The 17,984-nt window shown below is 56.6% G+C and carries 16 protein-coding genes and 2 tRNA genes; 10 read left to right on the forward strand and 8 right to left on the reverse strand.

Going from position 1 to position 17,984, the window contains the following annotated elements; translation table 11 throughout:
* Positions 1-8 precede the first annotated feature (8 nt).
* The 3 genes from C7436_RS00700 (at position 9) to der (ending at position 3,332) form a co-directional block, all read left to right on the forward strand.
* Positions 9-662 carry a YfgM family protein gene (locus C7436_RS00700; protein WP_014421737.1) on the forward strand — a complete coding sequence of 218 codons (654 nt, stop codon included), beginning with the start codon at positions 9-11 and terminating at the stop codon, positions 660-662.
* Complete coding sequence (gene bamB / locus C7436_RS00705; RefSeq protein WP_022992487.1) at positions 662-1,831, forward strand: outer membrane protein assembly factor BamB; 1,170 nt, start codon at positions 662-664, stop codon at positions 1,829-1,831. The genes C7436_RS00700 and bamB overlap by 1 nt, the downstream gene beginning before the upstream one ends.
* A gap of 79 nt (positions 1,832-1,910) precedes the next feature.
* Positions 1,911-3,332, forward strand: coding sequence for a ribosome biogenesis GTPase Der (gene der, locus C7436_RS00710; protein WP_011784640.1), 1,422 nt, complete (start codon positions 1,911-1,913; stop codon positions 3,330-3,332).
* 33 nt (positions 3,333-3,365) lie between these two features.
* Here der and pta read toward each other — a convergent pair whose 3' ends face one another.
* The 3 genes from pta to C7436_RS00725 are packed head-to-tail and all read right to left on the reverse strand — an operon-like array spanning position 3,366 to position 9,215.
* Positions 3,366-5,519 carry a phosphate acetyltransferase gene (pta, locus tag C7436_RS00715; protein WP_121206354.1) on the reverse strand — a complete coding sequence of 718 codons (2,154 nt, stop codon included), beginning with the start codon at positions 5,517-5,519 and terminating at the stop codon, positions 3,366-3,368.
* 14 nt (positions 5,520-5,533) lie between these two features.
* Entirely contained in the window at positions 5,534-6,739 is a 1,206-nt protein-coding gene (locus C7436_RS00720; RefSeq protein ID WP_121206355.1) for an acetate/propionate family kinase, read from the reverse strand.
* Positions 6,740-6,755: 16 nt separating this feature from the next.
* Positions 6,756-9,215 carry a bifunctional diguanylate cyclase/phosphodiesterase gene (locus tag C7436_RS00725; protein WP_121206356.1) on the reverse strand — a complete coding sequence of 820 codons (2,460 nt, stop codon included), beginning with the start codon at positions 9,213-9,215 and terminating at the stop codon, positions 6,756-6,758.
* Positions 9,216-9,457: 242 nt separating this feature from the next.
* On the opposite strand from C7436_RS00725, the gene ccoM reads away from it, so the two are divergent.
* Positions 9,458-9,601 carry a cytochrome c oxidase subunit CcoM gene (gene ccoM, locus C7436_RS19080; RefSeq protein WP_170155407.1) on the forward strand — a complete coding sequence of 48 codons (144 nt, stop codon included), beginning with the start codon at positions 9,458-9,460 and terminating at the stop codon, positions 9,599-9,601.
* 20 nt (positions 9,602-9,621) lie between these two features.
* On the opposite strand, the gene C7436_RS00730 is transcribed toward ccoM, so the two are convergent.
* From C7436_RS00730 to C7436_RS00740, 3 genes are all read right to left on the reverse strand, one after another.
* Positions 9,622-9,697 (reverse strand) — tRNA-Glu (locus C7436_RS00730).
* A gap of 85 nt (positions 9,698-9,782) precedes the next feature.
* Positions 9,783-10,688: a TIGR01777 family oxidoreductase gene (locus C7436_RS00735; protein ID WP_121206357.1), complete on the reverse strand. Its 906-nt coding sequence runs from the start codon at positions 10,686-10,688 to the stop codon at positions 9,783-9,785.
* Positions 10,689-10,728: 40 nt separating this feature from the next.
* A complete protein-coding gene (locus tag C7436_RS00740; protein ID WP_011784645.1) occupies positions 10,729-11,106 on the reverse strand; it encodes a sirohydrochlorin chelatase in 378 nt (125 codons plus the stop codon).
* A 101-nt stretch (positions 11,107-11,207) separates the two neighbouring features.
* Here C7436_RS00740 and C7436_RS00745 point away from each other — a divergent pair, with 101 nt between their 5' ends.
* The 6 genes from C7436_RS00745 to C7436_RS00770 all read left to right on the forward strand — a co-directional run bounded on the left by C7436_RS00745 (position 11,208) and on the right by C7436_RS00770 (position 16,367).
* The gene (locus C7436_RS00745) at positions 11,208-11,810 is read left to right on the forward strand and encodes a DUF924 family protein (protein ID WP_011784646.1); all 603 of its coding nucleotides are present in this window, start codon (positions 11,208-11,210) and stop codon (positions 11,808-11,810) included.
* Between the two features lie 97 nt (positions 11,811-11,907).
* Positions 11,908-12,654, forward strand: a complete 747-nt coding sequence (locus C7436_RS00750) for a TetR/AcrR family transcriptional regulator (protein WP_121206358.1) — start codon at positions 11,908-11,910, stop codon at positions 12,652-12,654.
* Between the two features lie 98 nt (positions 12,655-12,752).
* A tRNA-Gly gene (locus C7436_RS00755) sits at positions 12,753-12,828 on the forward strand.
* 131 nt (positions 12,829-12,959) lie between these two features.
* Positions 12,960-13,757 carry an MOSC domain-containing protein gene (locus C7436_RS00760; RefSeq protein ID WP_121206359.1) on the forward strand — a complete coding sequence of 266 codons (798 nt, stop codon included), beginning with the start codon at positions 12,960-12,962 and terminating at the stop codon, positions 13,755-13,757.
* A gap of 4 nt (positions 13,758-13,761) precedes the next feature.
* Positions 13,762-15,699: an ATP-binding cassette domain-containing protein gene (locus C7436_RS00765; RefSeq protein ID WP_121206360.1), complete on the forward strand. Its 1,938-nt coding sequence runs from the start codon at positions 13,762-13,764 to the stop codon at positions 15,697-15,699.
* On the forward strand, positions 15,696-16,367 hold the full coding sequence (locus tag C7436_RS00770; RefSeq protein ID WP_011784650.1) for a DUF6901 family protein: 672 nt from the start codon (positions 15,696-15,698) through the stop codon (positions 16,365-16,367). The genes C7436_RS00765 and C7436_RS00770 overlap by 4 nt, the downstream gene beginning before the upstream one ends.
* Before the next feature lie 25 nt (positions 16,368-16,392).
* Here the strand turns inward: C7436_RS00770 and C7436_RS00775 are convergent, their stop codons facing one another.
* Complete coding sequence (locus C7436_RS00775) at positions 16,393-16,824, reverse strand: universal stress protein (protein ID WP_011784651.1); 432 nt, start codon at positions 16,822-16,824, stop codon at positions 16,393-16,395.
* Positions 16,825-16,966: 142 nt separating this feature from the next.
* The gene (locus C7436_RS00780) at positions 16,967-17,785 is read right to left on the reverse strand and encodes a hypothetical protein (protein WP_121206361.1); all 819 of its coding nucleotides are present in this window, start codon (positions 17,783-17,785) and stop codon (positions 16,967-16,969) included.
* Positions 17,786-17,984 lie beyond the last annotated feature (199 nt).

A 17,984-nucleotide genomic window follows, 5' to 3' on the forward strand; every position in this document is an offset into this window, starting at 1 on the left:
GAGTTTTCATGGCGGAGTTGCGCACCGAAGAAGAACAGGTCCAGGCAATCAAGGACTGGTGGAAAAATAACGGAAGCTCGCTGCTCATCGGTATTGGTGCGGCTCTGGCCATCGTCTTTGGATGGCAGGCCTGGCAGAACCATCAGGCGCAACAACGCGCCGAAGCCGCTAATCAGTTTGCCAACCTGCTGAACGCGTTCTCCTCTGCAGATGATGAGTCGGCCGACACTGTAGGTTTTGTGGCGGAGACACTGCGAGATGAACACGGCGACAGCGCCTATGCCATCTATGGCAATCTGGTTCTGGCACGGCAGCAGATGGTTGAAGGTGAGGATCCCGCGGCCGCTGTTGAATCACTGAACTGGGCGCTGGAAAAATCGGCCGGTCATCCGGCTCTGGAGCTGGTGATTCGTAACCGTCTTGCCCGAGCCCAGTTTGCCGCTGGCGAACACGATGCCGCGCTTGCCACCCTGGACAATGCCACAGACGCGGATGCCTTCGCGGCCATCTTCTCCGAGCTGAAAGGCGATGTTCTGTTGGCCAAGGGCGACCGGGACGGTGCGCGTGAGGCGTACCTGGCGGCACGTGAGCAGAGCCAGCAGGGTCGTAGCGGTGTTCTTGAACTGAAGCTGTCAGACCTCGGTGTCGGGGAGGACGCTTGATGTTCGTTGGGCGCGCGCTCAAGGTCGGGCTTGGCTCGGTTTTTTGTGGTCTGTTGGTCGGAATCGCCGGGTGCAGTAGTACAGACACTTTTGAGCAACCCGCTCCGGTACCTGAAATCACCGAAACCGTTGAGCTGGATACGGTATGGAGCATGTCTGTTGGTGATGGTCATGACGATCAGCTGCTTCAGATCGCGCCTCTTTACGCCGGCGACGTGATTTACGCGGCTTCCGCAGACGGGATTGTTGCGACGGTCAGGCCGGCGGATGGAGAGGTTATCTGGCAGAAAGACTACGATGAACGGTTTTTTGCCGGACCGGGCGCTGATGCCCGGCACCTTTACCTGGTCACCCGGGATGCGGAACTGGTGGCCGTGTCGTCGGAGGACGGTACCGAGGCCTGGCGGGTACCTCTGCCCACCGAGGTTCTGGCTGCGCCTCAATCCAACGGTAACCTCGTGGTGGTGCAAACCACCGATGGTCGTGTGATTGCCCACGACGCAGAGACCGGAGAACGCCGCTGGCAATACGAGGCTCAAGTGCCGGTACTGACCGTGCGCACCGCAGCTGCACCGTTGGTGGGCGGCGACATTGTGATCTCCTCGTTTGCCAACGGTCGTGTCATTGCACTCACCGCCTCGGACGGGCAGCCAGTGTGGCAGTATGAGGTCGGTCAGCCCCAGGGTCGTACCGAACTGGAACGCCTGGTGGATATCGGCGGCCAGCCGCTGGTTCTGGATTCGGCCATTATGGTCGTCGGTTATCAGGGTAAGCTGGCACTGGTGGATATTCGTTCCGGGCAGGAAATCTGGAGCCGCCGGGCATCAAGCTTCTACTCGCCTGCGATTGGTAACGGCAATATCTTTCTGTCCTCCGCCAATGGCGATATCGTAGCGCTCCGTGGCAGCGACCGGCGAGAGCTTTGGGTTCAGGATAGCCTGTCCTGGCGCCAGCTGACCCGGCCGGCTGTCTCCGGTGATTACCTCGTGGTAGGCGACTTTGAAGGCTACCTGCACGTGCTGTCGACCTCCGATGGCAGTCTGCAGGGCCAGCGTGAGTTCGATAGTGACGGTATCCGCGTACCAGTTCAGGTGATCGAAGATGGTAACCTGCTGGTTTATGGAAATGGCGGAAAGATGGCCGTCCTGAGAATTGAACAGGACGACTGAGTACGCCCCGACAAGTTTATGCCCGGCCCAGGCTTCAGCCTGCGTGCCGGGTTTCTGGTTTCTTGAATAGCAGATCAATATGACCCCAGTTATCGCCCTTGTAGGCCGCCCCAACGTTGGTAAGTCCACGTTGTTTAACCAGATGACCCGCTCCAGGGATGCTCTCGTAGCGGACTTCCCCGGGCTGACCCGGGACCGTAAATACGGTGAGGGCAACTACGAAGGCCAGAAGTTCATCGTTATCGATACGGGCGGCCTGACCGGTGACGAAGCCGGTATTGACGCCGAAATGGCTCGCCAGTCAATGCAGGCGGTAGAAGAAGCGGACATTGTCCTGTTTCTTGTGGACGGTCGGGCAGGACTGACCGCCGGCGATGAAATGATCGCGGATTATCTGCGCAAATCGGGCAAACAGGCTCATCTGGTGGTTAACAAGACCGATGGTCAGGATCCGGACGTGGCGGCAGCGGACTTCTACAGTCTGGGGTTTGAATCCACGTTTCTGATTGCGGCGGCCCATAACCGCGGCATCCTGTCTTTGCTGGAAGCGCTGCTGCCGGAACCGGAAAATCCGGAAGACCAGGACCGGGCGGATCGTTACCCGGGTATCCGGATTGGTGTGGTGGGACGGCCGAATGTGGGCAAGTCTACCCTGGTTAACCGCATGCTCGGTGAAGATCGGGTGGTGGTGTACGACATGCCGGGCACTACCCGCGACAGCGTTTACATTCCCTATGAGCGCCAGGGCCATGAGTATACCTTGATTGACACTGCCGGGGTTCGTCGCCGAAAGAATGTTCGCGAGGCGGTGGAGAAGTTCTCCATTATCAAGACACTGCAGGCGATTGATGATGCCCACGTCGTGATTCTGGTGATCGATGCCCGGGAGGGACTGGTAGACCAGGATTTGCACCTGATCGGGTTTGTACTGGATGCAGGCCGCTCACTGGTGATCGCCATTAACAAATGGGACGGCATGGATCCGGAAGACCGTGACCGGGTAAAAGAGCAAGTGGCCAGGCGCCTGGATTTCCTGGATTACGCGGACAAGTATTATATCTCGGCACTGCACGGCACGGGCGTGGGAACCATGTATGAGTCGGTCCAGGCCTGCTATGAATCCGCGATGTCAAAGTGGCCAACCAACCGGTTGACTGCAATCCTTCAGGATGCCGTTGCTCAACATCAGCCGCCGATGGTTCACGGTCGCCGCATCAAGCTGCGATACGCTCACCAGGGTGGCTCCAACCCGCCGGTTGTGGTGGTGCATGGTAATCAGGTGGATTCACTGCCCGGTGCTTACAAGCGTTACCTTGAAAACACCTTCAGAAAGGTGCTGAAAGTCGTGGGCGCGCCGATACGGTTTGAATTCAAGTCAGGCGAAAATCCCTTCGCAACCAAGGTCGACCGTCTGACGCCTCGGCAAAAGGTCAAGAAAGACAACGACCTGAAGAAAGGCCGTCGGATCAAGAAGACCCGGCAGAAAAGCGTTAAACGCTGATCTGCCGGGGCTAGTCCCTGCCAGGAGCCCTGATCAGGCGGCTCCTGCATCGGCGACCTGTTTTGCCTGTACTGCCGTCAGGGCAATGGTGAAGACAATATCTTCCACCAGGGCCCCGCGGGACAGGTCGTTTACCGGTTTTCGCAAGCCCTGGAGCATGGGCCCCACGCTGACGACATTGGCACTGCGCTGCACCGCCTTGTAGGTGGTGTTGCCCGTGTTCAGGTCCGGGAACACAAACACGGTAGCCTTGCCGGCTACCTTGCTGCCCGGGGCTTTGGATTTTGCCACGCTCTCAATCGCCGCAGCATCGTATTGCAGCGGTCCGTCAATGAGCAGATCCGGGCGCCGTTCCCGGGCAATGCGGGTGGCTTCGCGAACCTTGTCGACATCCTCACCGCTGCCGGACTCGCCGGTACTGTAGCTGATCATTGCAACCACAGGTTCAATACCAAAGGCTTCAGCAGATTCGGCACTCTGTATGGCAATATCGGCCAGTTCTTCGGCATTCGGGTCTGGGTTGATGGCGCAGTCGCCATATACCAGCACCTGTTGCGGTAACAACATGAAGAATACCGATGACACCACCTTGGCGTTGTCATGGGTCTTGATCAGTTGGAGGGCAGGGCGCACGGTGTTGGCCGTGGTATGAATAGCGCCGGATACAAGTCCGTCGGCTTCGTCCATGGCCACCATCATGGTACCCAGAACGACGTTATCCTCCAGCATGGCTTCGGCCATATCCGGTGTCAGGCCTTTATGTTTTCTCAGCTCCACCATGGGCGCCACGTAACGCTCGCGCACGGATTGCGGGTCTATGATTTCCAGGTCATTTGGCAGTTCCACGCCCTGGGAGGCGGCGACTGAGCGAATTTCGTGTGGATCACCGATCAGCGCGCAATGAGCCAGGTTACGTTGATGGCAGATAATGGCTGCCTGAATGGTTCTGGGTTCACTGCCTTCTGGCAAGACGATCCGCTTGGCTGCAGCCCGGGCTCTCTCCGATAGCTGATAACGGAATGCCGGAGGCGAGAGCCGACGTTGGCGCTGAACTCTCAGGTGCTCCTGCAGCCACTGGGTATTGATTCGCCGGGCCACAGATTCCATGGCTTCTTCAATACGTTCCGGATCGTCAATGGGAATGGCTGAAGACAGATTTGCCAACAGGTGGGCGCTCTCGTAGGTATTGGTTTCCGAGCTCAGCACTGGCAAACCGGTGTCCAGTGCCCGCCGACACAACTCTATAACCCGTTCGTCCGGCATCAGGCCGCCTGTCAGCATCAGCCCGGCAAGCGGGACACCATTGAGGGCGGCGACGGCCGTGGCCACTACGATATCCTCGCGATCACCAGGGGTGACCATCAGGGTGCCTGGCTTGAGGGTGTCGGTCATGTTGCGGATGGATCTGGCGCACACTGATACCCGCTGCACCCGCCGTGAGTGCATTTGCCCTTCGTGCAGTACCGGAACACCAAGCTCTCGCGCCACATCAGAGACTCGGGGTGCCAGCAGTTGTGGTTGCCAGGGAATCTGCGCCAGCAACTGGAAGCGGCCGTTCGCGAACACTTTGCAGGAGGTGTGATAATCCGTTTCGGTGGCTTCACTTGCCGGCGGATGATCCAGGGCCATACCGGACTTCTGTGGTTCTCCCACCTTGTTAAGAATGACAGCAATCACGTCCGGATCCGACGGTGCCGCAAACAGGCGTGAGGAGAAATCCAGGTCGTCATCGAGCTCGCTGGCAGTACAGCTCTTCGGTGTGCTCACCAGGATCACTTCGGAACCGAGATTGCGGGCGACTTCCACGTTCAGCCGGGCGATATAGGCTTCGGTTCTGTCCGGTACCAATCCTTCAATGATGACCACATCCGCTTCATTGGCGACTTTCTGGTATTCACCGACGACGTTCTCCATCAGCAGGTCTGCTTTGCCGTGGTTCAACAGCTGCTGGGCTTGTTTCAGGGGAATCGGGTCGGGTGGTTCGAGGTGGCTGCGGGCACGCACAAAGGCCACCGAAGAATCCTTGCCGTCGTTATGAAGCGCTTCGCCTCTGTGTACGGACTGACTGAATGGTTTGTAAAAGCCGACGCTCACTCCTTCCCGTTCCAGGGCGCGCAGAAGACCTAGGCATACGGATGTCAGGCCGGAGTCAAGAGAGGTTGGGGCTATGAAAAGACTTTTTGCCATGATTGTTCCAGGTTTCATTCTTCGGAGTGTTCGGTGCCGGCAGCGGCCAGGCGGGAGGCTTCTCGGGCAATCACCAGTTCTTCATTTGTGGGAATGACCAGCGCCGGATAACGCGAGTCCGGGGAACTGATGCGGCCATCACTCCAGCGGCCGTGATGCTCGTTGAGGTCCGGATCCAGCTCGATCCCAAGCAGGTGCAGATGTCGGGTTGTGTCCTGGCGAATGCGGGCACTGTTTTCACCGATGCCGCCAGTAAAGACCAGAGCGTCCAGTTTTGTCAGGGACGCGGTCATCGCTCCAATATACCGCGCCAGGCGGAAGCAGAATACGTCAATTGCCAACTGTGAGGGTTCGTGGCCATGGTCAGCCAGCTCACACAAGGTTCGCATGTCGTTTGTCTGGCCTGAGAGTCCCTGTAATCCGCTTTCTTTATTTAGCATCTCGTGGACGTCACCGGCACTCATACCCCGACTTGCGAGGTAGTCAAACAGCCCGGGATCGACGTCCCCGCTGCGGGTGCCCATCACGAGTCCCTCAAGCGGAGTCAGACCCATGCTGGTATCGACGCTGAGCCCATTCTGGATCGCTGTGATGCTACAACCGTTACCCAGATGGGCAGAGATAATTGAGGTGGTGGCTGGTGTCTTGTCCAGCAGACGAGCGGCCTCGTGTGCCATGAAATAATGACTGGTGCCGTGGAAGCCGTAACGACGCACTCCCCAGTCGCTGTAGCACCGTTCCGGTAGTGCGTATCGGTAAGCGCGCCCGGGCAGGGTCTGATGGTAAGCGGTATCGAACACCGCGACCTGTGGAACGTTCGGGAACAGCGCCTGCATGGCGCGAATGCCCGCAAGGTTTACCGGGTTATGCAGGGGGGCCAGCGCAGTGCAGGCTTCAATGGCGGATACCGTTTGATCATCAATCAACGAAGCTTCACGGAAGGTTTCGCCCCCATGGACCACTCGATGGCCAACAGCCATGGGTTCGCCCGTCATCAGAGCCCGGTCTTTAAATGCGTTGACGAGCGCCGCCAGCGCCTGGCTGTGGCTGGCACCGGAAGGTAAGTGAACCGGTGTTTCATCGCCATTGATGCGTGCAAAGGCATCGGATTGATTAAGTCTTTCCGCCAGGGCGGAGGTGATTTTCTGGTGGTCGTGATCAAACAGCGCGAGTTTCAGTGATGAACTGCCGCAGTTCACGACCAGGATTGAGTCGTCCATGGTTGTGCCGTATTGATTACTTTAGATTGGCCCGCTCATTGGTTTCGAGCCAGTGAATGAAGTCCTGCTCGGGCAGGGGGCGACTATAGAAGTAACCCTGGGAGTAGTCGCAATGCTCTGCTTTCAGGAAGTGAGTCTGGTCTTCTTCCTCAACCCCTTCGGCAACCACTTTCAGGCCGAGGCTGTGGGCCATGTTGATGATCGCGCGGACAAGGGAAGCATCTTCGTTCTCTTTCAGGACATCCTGAACAAATGACTTGTCGATTTTCAGGGTATCGAACGGATAGCTTTTCAGATAGCTGAGTGCCGAATAACCAGTTCCGAAATCGTCGACCGACAAGCGGATTCCAACTTTGTCGAGTTGTTTGAGGATATCAGCGGTTTCGATGGAATTGTCCAGAATCAGCCGTTCCGTGATTTCCAGTTCCAGCAGTTCCGGCCGTAAATTGCTGTCGTTCAGCGCGCGCATGATGGCGTCGGTAAACCCGGGGTCCCGGAACTGGCGTGGTGATACATTGACGGCAATGCTGATCTCGCGCCCGGTCATCGCCTGCCAGCAGTACGCGGCTTGACAGGCTTCCTTGACGACCCATTCGCCGATCGGAATGATCAGGCCGGTTTCCTCGGCCAGCGGAATAAAGCGATCTGGCATCACCATGCCCATGGCCGGATTGTTCCAGCGAAGCAGGGCTTCTGCCGCCACCAGGCCACCACTGGCGGTGTCGACAATGGGTTGGAAATAGAGCTCGAATTCACCCAGCTCCAGGGCCTTGCGCATGTGAGATTCCATTTGCAGACGCTCGTGAGAAACCTCGCTCATCTCCGGAGTAAAACGGGCATAGGCGCTCTTGCCTTTGTGTTTCGCCTCGTACATGGCCGCATCGGCGTGCTGGAGCAGGGTGCCGCTGTTATCCGAGTCGTCCGGGAAGGTGGCGATGCCAATACTGGTTGTAACAAACACTTCCTGGCCGCTGAGCATGAACGGCGGTGCGAAGGTTTTCAGAATACGTTCGGCAACCTGGGAAGAGGCGTCCGGCCCGTTCAGCCCCGGCAGCACCACAAGGAACTCATCACCACCCAGCCGCGCAACGGTACTGGTGCCGCGCAGGCAGCTGGAGATCCGGCGTGCGGCTTCAATCAGCAGGGTGTCACCGGCGTCGTGGCCGAGGGTATCGTTGATGTGCTTGAAGTTGTCCAGATCCAGGAACATTACCCCAACCTTGGACTCATCACGCCTTGCCTGGGCCAGCGCCAGTTTCAGGCGGTCCAGCGCAAGCATGCGGTTGGGAAGCCCGGTCAGGATGTCGTAATTCGCTTGCCGCAATAGCTGTTGCTCGTAACGTTTGCGGATGCTGATGTCTTCCCCGAGTATCAGGTAACCGGTGCTTTCACCGTTATTGTCCTTGATAGGGGTGACCACAAGCTGTTCCCAGTAGCGCTCGCCATTTTTCCGTGTGCTGTTGACTTCGCCTTGCCAAACGCCCACGCGCTGTACCTGAAGCCTGATGGATTTCCATAGCTGTCTGGCTTCGTGGGAATCCACGCCAGGGTCAATAAGTGACGAGGGGTGCTTGCCGATGATCTCAGACGGGCTGTTCCCCGTCAGTTGGCTGAACTTCCGGTTCGCATATTCAATGCGCCATTGCCGGTCACAGATCAGGACCGAAGACGGGCTCTGGTCGATGGCTTTGGAGAATTTCCGGATTTCGGCTTCATCCCGTTCCCGCCTTGTGACGTCATCGATAAGGCGTTCGCGCATCTGGTTGATGGCTTCGGTCACCATGCCCAGTTCATCACGCTGGTAAGCGGGAGTATCTGGCCTATCCAGCTCCAGCGGGCGTGAAAGATTTCGCAATGACAGATCCCGGGTGTAGTCGGCCATGTCCGCCAGATGGCGAGTGACCAGATGGCGGAATATCCACAGAATCAGAATAGACACAACAAATATGATCAGGAACTGAGTGGCTAGAATGAAGCCCACCCGGCGCCTTAGTTCGTCATACACCCGGTGCAGACTGGCGGTGATGGTGAGCTCGCCCAGTCGAAATTCCGCATCGTCCCGGTAGATCAGCTCGAAACTGTGGGTGAGGGTATCGGTGTCTCGTGGGAGTTCGCCCATGACCAGTTCGGAGTCTGGTTCAATTCGGAGCCGGAGATGTTCGATATCGGGCAGGCTCAGAATGCCGTCCATCTGGGTTTGCAGGTGTTTTTGATCCAGAGCCCACAGGCTCTGGGCAAGGCTGGAGCGGTAGCCGGACTCAATTACCTGCATCCGCTGTTCAATCTTGGACAGGTCCTCGCGGTAGTCTGAATAGATCTGAATGCCGGACGCGAGCAATGTAAAGGCAGAGCTGAACAGAAGGATCCATGCCACCAGCCGGAATGATAAAGGAGAGGCCGCACGAAAACGTTTCAAACGCGTCGCAATGTCTGGCATGTCTTTGATTTTTCGACCATCCAAGGAAGTATCGGACATAGCAATTACAGAAGCGATCCCTGACGTTGTTACCTGTATTCCCTTGCCTACGACTATAGCAGCAGTTTACGGCAAATGCGCTGCAAACTCAGGATAAATCGAGAGAAATGGGGCAGGGCGTCTCACTTTGGCAATTATTGCAATGACGAAATGAGCTTGATGCAGATCAATACGGGGCAGGCGCTGGCGGCGTAACCTGAGCTTAATCAAGTTTTACAGGTACAGGAGACATAGCCATGTATATGGACGCAGTTGTAATCGCCGGAATCGCCACAGTATTGCTGATGATTGGCTTCTTCGTCGGAGTCGGCATCTTCGTCATGAAGGATCAGAAGAGTCATGCTGCTAAAGGCGGAAAGCACCACCAGGGTGGTCATGGCAGCTGACGAACAAACAGCTTTGAAATTGGCGTCCCCTAGGGGGTTCGAACCCCTGTTGCCGCCGTGAAAGGGCGGAGTCCTAGGCCACTAGACGAAGGGGACGCAACGTTTTCAAAAGCTTGCCTCGTCGAGGTGGCGCGTATATTAAGTAAGGTGCCTGGGGCTGTCAACGCTTTTTCTTAAAAAATTATGTTCCCACACTTTCCCTCAACGCGGCTTCCAGTTCCGCAAGCCTGAATTCAAAACCCTCACGTTTGAGCCGATCCGGTATCGCCTTCTGACCGGTCAGTAACAGCCCGGCCATTTCCCCCAGTATCAGTTTCAGTGCGGGCGCTGGAGCCGGTATAACGGCGGGGCGGTGTAGAACCTGTGCAAGCGTTCTGGTGAATTCCGCATTGGTGACCGGGTTCGGGCTGACCATATTGTAGGGGCCGCTTGCCGTTGGCGTATCCAGCATCCAGAGCAGGCCGGAAACCACGTCGTCCCTGTGAACCCAGGGCATGTATTGCCGTCCGGAGCCCAGTTTTCCGCCAAGTCCGACCTTGAAGGGCAGGATCATGCGTTGCAGAAAACCGCCGTTACGGCCGGCCACCACGCCGGTGCGGGACAGGCAAACGCGTACGCCATCAGTTTCAAGCTTCAGCGCCTCCTGTTCCCAGTCCCGGCACAGTTGGTGTGTGAACTCATCATGGGGTTCTGTGTCTTCGGTAACCAGGTGATCCCCCTGGTTACCATAAAAGCCAACGGCAGAGCCGGATACCAGAACCTCCGGCATGTTGCTCCAGGTTCTGACCACTCCGACCAGGGTGCGGGTAAGATCAATGCGGCTGGCACGCAGCTCTTCCTTGCGGGCATGGCTCCACCGTTTGTCGGCAATGCCTTCCCCGGCCAGGTTGATAACTGCATCGAAGCCCGGGTGTGCGCGCAACTTTTCCAGATCATCTGTGACTTCTACCCGGCCGCAGATGGAGTGCACGGAATCCGGCTTCTGACGGCTGAGAACCGTTAGCCCATAACCGCGTTCAATCAACTCCCGGCACAGTATGTGGCCTATAAACCCTGTGGCGCCGGTAACCAATATACGTTTGTCCATGGGTTCCCTCCTGCGATCGGAATCCGTCGTTGGTTCTTTGTCAGTGTTCAGAGCGCTCCAGTTCCTCCTTAACCACATCACGGATGGCCAGTCCAAGCCTCGGATTTTTCCCGATTGGTTCAGCCAGGCGGATAGTAACGCCGTGTTCCGCCTCCAGTCTTTCGATCATGGCTGGAACATCTTTTCGCAAGTGGCGGCCCGCAGCGAGAAATAACGGGACGACCGTGAATTGCTCCACGCCTTGCCCTTTGGCCCGGTTCACAATGGTATCCAGTGAGGGTTCTGCCAGTTCCATGTAGGCAATGGCTGCATTCTCGATTGACTCTACGGTCGGTTCGGCCAGTTTCTCGAAGGTCTCGCACCAGCGCGCGTCGCTGCTGCCGTGGGCCAGTAAAATAATCTGGTGTGGTTGGGTCATAACATCTCCGATCTGGTCGTTTGTGTCGATACGACCGTAAACTTGACGGCAGTGGGTCGTTTAAAGTGATCCTGACAATCAATGTATCAGGGAGTTGTCAGATGTTCGATTGGAAAGAGCTTCTGGATTTCTGGTTCGGTGAATTAGATGAAAACGGTATTCCTGATCGCGATCATCGCAACCGTTGGTTTCGCAGTGACCGTGCCTTCGATCAGGAAATCCGGCGCAGGTTCCTGTCTCTGGTGCTGTTTGCCTCAGAGCAGGGTTTGGACCACTGGCGTAAAGCCGCCGGAGGCTCGCTTGCTGAGATTATCTTGCTGGATCAGTTCACCCGCAATATTTTTCGCGGGGGCGCCATGGCCTTCGATAACGATCGTCTGGCCCGGCAATTGTGTCGCGGCGCGATGCAGCGAGGACAGGATCTCGAGTTGCCGCCGGTACAGCGTGCTTTCCTCTATATGCCGTTACAACATTCCGAAAAGCTGGCGGATCAGGAGCTTTCGGTGGAATGCTATCAGCAATTGTCTGCCACCACCGATGGCGTTCTGGGAGACTTTCTGGGCAGTTTTCTTCAGTCGGCTCGCGATCATCGGGATATTATTGCCCGTTTTGGCCGATTTCCTCATCGCAACAAAGCCCTGAAGCGCGCGTCGTCGCAGGATGAACAGGCTTATCTTGAGGGCGGGCCGCGCTTTGGCCAGTAGAGCTCGCCAGTTTGATGATCGGTTCAACGAATTGACTGTCGATAACGGGCACACTCCCTTACAGTGATAACAAGAAAAGCAGCGGAGTAAGAACAGGATGTCATCTACCAACCCGGCGGTGAGCGATAACCCGGGCGCCAATAAACCTATCTCCAACAATAACAGGGCCCCAGGGCGGGGTGGCAGAACCACTCGTGCGAAAAGTGAAATCCGGCGTCATGCCATTCTCAAAGCAACCATCCGGGTAGCGGCGAAGGACGGTATCAAAGGTATCAAACATCGTTCCGTCGCCAGGGAAGCAGGCGTACCCCTGGCAGCAACCACCTATTATTTCCGAGACATCAACGAGTTGATCAGCGACGCCTTCATGCTGTACGCGAAGGAAGCCGGTGCGGAACTGAAAGCCTTCCACGACACCCTGAATCTGGTGCTCGATGGTGTGCCTGCGGAACAATTGCGCCGCGGCGCTGAGTTCCGTCCGGAGCTGTGTCAGCGCCTGACCGACTTTGCCCGGGCCTGGATGCAGGAGCAGTTTACACGCCGGAGGGAGCAGGTGCTGGCAGAGCAGGTGTTTTTGATGGAGGCCCTCAGAGATGACCGTCTGGCCAGGGTGGCTCGTCGGTATCGGCAGTCCTGGATTGATGGTCTCGAGCAGCTCCTGGTACGACTGGATTCGCCGTGCCCTCGTCAGGACGGTACCCTGATCGTCAATGTAGTGCTGGGTATGAGCTACGATCTGCTGCTGGAAGTGCCCGGCACCGAGGCTGAGGTATTGAGTGCATCCGTGGCCAGAATTGTGCAGTTGGCCCTAGGGGTGGAACCCGAAGACCTGCGAGCACCATGATTATCAGCGGCTGTTAAATTTTTTCACGAAAGTGTTGACGGCCCCCGAGTTATCAGTAGAATACGCAGCCGTTGTCAGGCAACGCCCGGCAGCAATCAGCGGGAATAGCTCAGTTGGTAGAGCACAACCTTGCCAAGGTTGGGGTCGCGAGTTCGAATCTCGTTTCCCGCTCCAGAATTCGGAAACCCGGCCTAAGGCCGGGTTTCTTCGTTTATAGCCTCGCAAAATCACTCACTACCTCTGTCTCGTCAGTTATACTCGGCAGCCATTTCCTGAATAATCCGGCAACTGAGGAAGGCGAAGCCATGAAGGTGAAAACCCTCTATATCTACCCGGTCAAATCGTTGGCTGGAATCGAAGTGTCCGGTTTCAGCTTGGATGATTTCGGCCCGCAAGGTGATCGCCGCTGGATGATTGTTGATGGGGATAACCGCTTCGTCACTCAGCGTCGGTTGCCTCAGCTCGCCAATGTTTACACTGCTCTGCAGGAGGGCGTGGTGGTTATTGATGTGCCTGGCGAGGGGCTTTTCCCGCTTACGGCCGGCACAGACGCCGTGGAAGTAACGGTTTGGAGAGATCAGGTGGTTGCCACTGCCGGAGCTGATCGTGCTGCCGAGGCCTTGAGCCGCTATTGCGGAGAAACGCTCAGGCTGGTTTATATGCCTGATAGCTGTTTCCGGCGGGTGGATCCTGGTCGTGTCAGTGCTGAACGCCGAGTGGGTTTTGCCGATGGCTTCCCGTTGCTGGTGGTTAACCAGTCGTCTCTGGATGAGCTCAATTCCCGTCTCGAATCCCCGGTCGATATGCGTCGCTTCAGGCCGAACATTGTGGTTGAGGGGGCGGGGGCCTGGGCGGAAGACACCTGGCGGAGCGTCAGCGTTGGTGAAAGCCGGCTGGATCTTGTCAAACCCTGCTCCCGTTGTGTGATGACCACGGTCAACCCGGATACTGGCGAGAAAGAATCCGCCACTCAGCCCCTCAAGACTCTGGCCAGCTATCGAAAGACCCGGGACGGCGTTATTTTTGGGCAAAATGCCGTGCACCAGAAGCCCGGCGAGATATCTGTGGGCGATGAGGTAACCGTTTTGAATCAGGAGAATTGATACAGTGCCACTGTTAACGCTAGACAGGATTTCGCTCGCCTATGGCATGCATCCATTGCTGGATGAGGCCAGCCTGACCATCGAGCCCGGTGAACGGGTGTGTCTGTTGGGGCGAAACGGTGAGGGGAAATCCACGCTGCTGAAGATCGTCAGCGGGGAAGTGACGCCGGACGGCGGTGTGGTGCGCATGGAAGATGGCTCAGTGCTGTCGGTGTTGCCTCAGAGTTTGCCATCGGACGACACTCGTACGGCCTATGATGTGGTGGCTTCCGCATTTCCGGAAACCGGTGACCTGTTGGCGGAATTCCACCGGCTGTCTCAAAGGGCGGACGAATCCAGTCTTGAGCGTTTGATGAAGGTTCAGGAACGGCTGGAATCTCTGGATGGCTGGCGGCTTGACCAGAAGGTAACCACGATTCTGGGGCAGTATGGAGTGGATCCGGATCGGGTACTGAATACGCTTTCCGGGGGGTGGCAGCGGCGAGTGCTTCTGGCCAGGGCGTTGGTGGCAGACCCGGATATTCTGTTGCTGGATGAGCCAACCAACCATCTGGATGTGCCCGCCATTGCCTGGCTGGAAGAGGCGTTATCGCAGTTCCGGGGGGCCATGTTGTTTGTCAGTCATGACCGTGCCTTTATCCGGCGAATGGCCACTCGCGTCGTGGAGCTGGACCGGGGGCAGCTGGTGAGTTTTGCGGCCAGTTATGACAGATATCTGGAGCTTAAGGAAAAAGCGCTGGAGGAAGAGGGGCGCCAGAACGCGCTTTTCGATAAGCGCCTGAAACAGGAAGAGGCCTGGATCCGCCAGGGTATCAAGGCTCGCCGCACCCGGAATATGGGGCGGGTGAGAGCGCTCAAAGCGATGCGGGAAGAGCACAGGCAACGCCGGGTGAGGGGTGGCACCGCCAGTTTTGCCGTAGAGCAGGCGGATATTTCGGGCAAGCTGGTTGCGGAAGCGAGCAATGCCGGATTCTCTTATGTCGATGGCGAGCCAGTGGTTCGCAATATGGATCTCACCGTTCTCCGGGGCGACAAGATCGGACTGGTTGGTGAGAACGGCACGGGCAAGACGACCCTCGTGCGCCTGTTGTTAGGTGAGCTGACACCCACTGAGGGAAGTATCCGGCTGGGAACGAATCTTCAGGTCGCCTACTTTGACCAGCTTCGGGGAGAGCTGGATCTCCAGAGAAATGCGTTGGATAACCTGGCTGAGGGCCGGGAATTCATCGATATCAATGGTCAGAGCAAGCATGTTTTGGGTTATTTGCAGGAATTTCTGTTTACCCCGGAACGGGCACGCTCTCCTGTGCGTGTGTTCTCCGGTGGTGAGCGGGCGAGACTGTTGCTGGCCAAATTGTTCAGTAAGCCAGCCAATATTCTGGTACTGGACGAACCTACCAACGATCTTGACGTCGAAACCCTGGAATTGCTGGAAGAACAGCTTTCAGAGTTCAAGGGTACCGTGATTGTTATCAGTCACGATCGGGAATTTCTCGATAACGTGGTGACCGATACCATCTTCCTGGACGGTTCCGGGGCGGTGATGGAATACGTGGGTGGATACACCGATTGGCGTCGGCAAGGCGGTCGTTTTCCCTCTGAAACATCGGGAAGCCGACTGGACAAACAGGATAAGCGTGATAAACCCGACAGTTCCGCTAAAAAGCCAGGTCAGGATGGCGGTACTGTGGGGCAGTCGGCAAAATCAAAGCCCGTCAAACTGAGCTACAAGCTTAAACTTGAGCTGGAACAATTGCCCGGCAAAATCGAACAACTGGAGCAGCAGGTAGCTGAGCTTCAGGATAAAATTTCTGCACCGGATTTTTATTCAGGCCCACCGGAAGATGTATCGGCCACTCTGGAACAGCTGGCGGAAACGGAGTCTCGCCTGGAGTCGGTGATTGAACGGTGGATGGAGCTGGAAGAACAGGCGAACCAATGAACATAAATTACAATTTCAAATTTCAGGATGGCCGCGATATCGAGTTCAAAGTAAGTGGGGAGTCCTCCTCGCCGCCACAGGGTCAGTCACTGCCGGCCTGGGTTCGTCTCGAACACTGTCAGTGTTCGAACTGCCCGCTGAAGCCTGGCGAGACCCCGTATTGCCCGGCGGCAACCGAGATTCTGCCGGTCGTAGAGGCGTTTCAGGCGGAAGACGCGTATCAGAAAGTGGATGTAACCGTGACGGACGAGCGCCGCTCCTATTTCAAGCAGACGACGTTGGAAGAGGCGTTGCGTTCTCTGCTGGGGCTCAAGATGGCTACCAGTGGCTGTCCTGTGCTTTCGGAGCTCAAGCCGATGGCACTCCACCACCTGCCGTTTGCCAACAGTGACGAATTTGTGATGCGCAGTGTGGGGTATTATCTGCTTCAACAGCTTTTCGCAAAGCGGAATCAGCAGGAAGCGGACTGGGAACTGAAAGGTCTGGTGGAGCGTAACCAGCGATTGCAGCTGGTGAATCAGGCGCTCTGGCAGCGGATACACGCTGTTTGCAAGGGCGACAGTAATCTGAAAGCACTGCTCAACTTTTTCTCAATGGCCTCCAGTGTCAGCGTTTCTCTGGAAAGCCAGCTCAGGAAGCTTCAGGCCAGGATGAAGGGGGAGGGCTAGAGCCTTCCCCCTCCCATCACGAGTATCAATGAATACGAATGGCCAGTACATCGCACTCCGTGCCGTGAAGAACGCCGTTGGCAGTTGAGCCAAGCAGTAACTGAAAGCCTTTACGGCCATGGCTTCCCACGATCACCAGATCAACGTTGTGCTCCTTGGCCAGCCGGTGGATTTCCGATTCTGGCCGGCCGACGGTTACCACCTGGTTGGCCGCCGCAATACCATATTCATCCCCATACTTGCCCAGCTGTTCACGAGCGGCTTTGTCCAACTGATCCTGCAGTTCAGACAGATCCATAGGAATATCGCCACCATAGGCGTAGCCAACCGGCTCAACAACGTGAACCAGCAGCAACTCGGCTCCCTGGGCATCGCACATCGCCTTGGCTTTGTTCAGAACCTGTGGTGCCTCTTCAGTCAGATCAATGGCAACCAGCATTTTCTTATAGGTGGACATAACTTAGCGCTCCTTCGTACTTGGGGAATATGTTCAGAATAGTACCGAGAGTATACCGGGGAAAGTGTTTTGTCATGCTGACCGGTATCAACCGGGGGAGGGATTTGGCTGGGGTGAGCTGGCCGCTCACCCCGGAAGAGCGTCAGGCGCTGGCGCGTAGCAGGTCAATAGCGTTGGTCAGGCCTTCAATGATGCCTTTCGAGTAGCGATCAATCACAAAGCCCACGTTGTTCTCGTTGTAGTTGATGTACGAGCTGCGGATGAATTGCCATTTGGAAGCGACATCGTCCAGGGCAGTCTTGAGTTCGCCGTTTGTTGAGCCGGCCCTGAGTGAGGAAAGGAGTTGATCGAATGTCTTGGCCTGCTCGTCGAGCGGAACTTCGCTGGAAGCTCCCTGGAAGGTCTGGGCGACGGACGAGTGCGTTCTGGCGGCATAACGGGCCATCATCTGGGCCATGACTACAGCGGCTGAACGAGCCGACTCAATACGGGTATCCGCCTTAATTCCGCTGCTTTCCTGTGCTACCGAATAGAGCTCGGTAGCCAGGTTATTCATACTCAGGGCCTGGTTTGCCAGGTCGGCCATCAGGCGAAGATCCGGATAGCCCCGGTCGCGTACCTCATTGATGTTGCCGCGCATCAGATTCTTGAACTGGTCGAAGGCCTGGTTCAGTTCCTCAATCTGCTGTTCAGAAAGAACGCCGCTGGTGCTCGCCACCACGGAATTCATGGCGTCGTTGGAGTTATTGATTCCGACAACGATCCGGTTCAGTGTTTCGGTATCGCCGGTCGCACTGAAGCTGTAAAAGGCATCGAGAGCAAGGTAGTTATTGACCCGGAAATCGTGGAGGTCAGACAGAAACTCTGCCCCGGTTTCCTGGGCCTTTGCGCTCAAAGCCGTCAGGGCGAGTAGAATGAACGCGGCAATCAACGACTGGATCCGCAGGCGGGCGTCTTTCATCGGATGAGTCTCCGTAATGCAGTTTTATTATTGTGGACTAAAGTCGTAACCCGAAGTTAAAGTAAGTCTGCCGGCTAATCAAGTAGTTTCCGGCGCTTACAGAGTCAGCTCCCTTTTTTCTGCAGGTTTCATTCAGAAACAAATTGACAAACGCGTCTTTTTTTTTCATCGTGTGCCCTCACGATTCAAACGACTGTAT

It is taken from the genome of Marinobacter nauticus, from assembly GCF_003634635.1.
Classification (GTDB): domain Bacteria; phylum Pseudomonadota; class Gammaproteobacteria; order Pseudomonadales; family Oleiphilaceae; genus Marinobacter; species Marinobacter nauticus.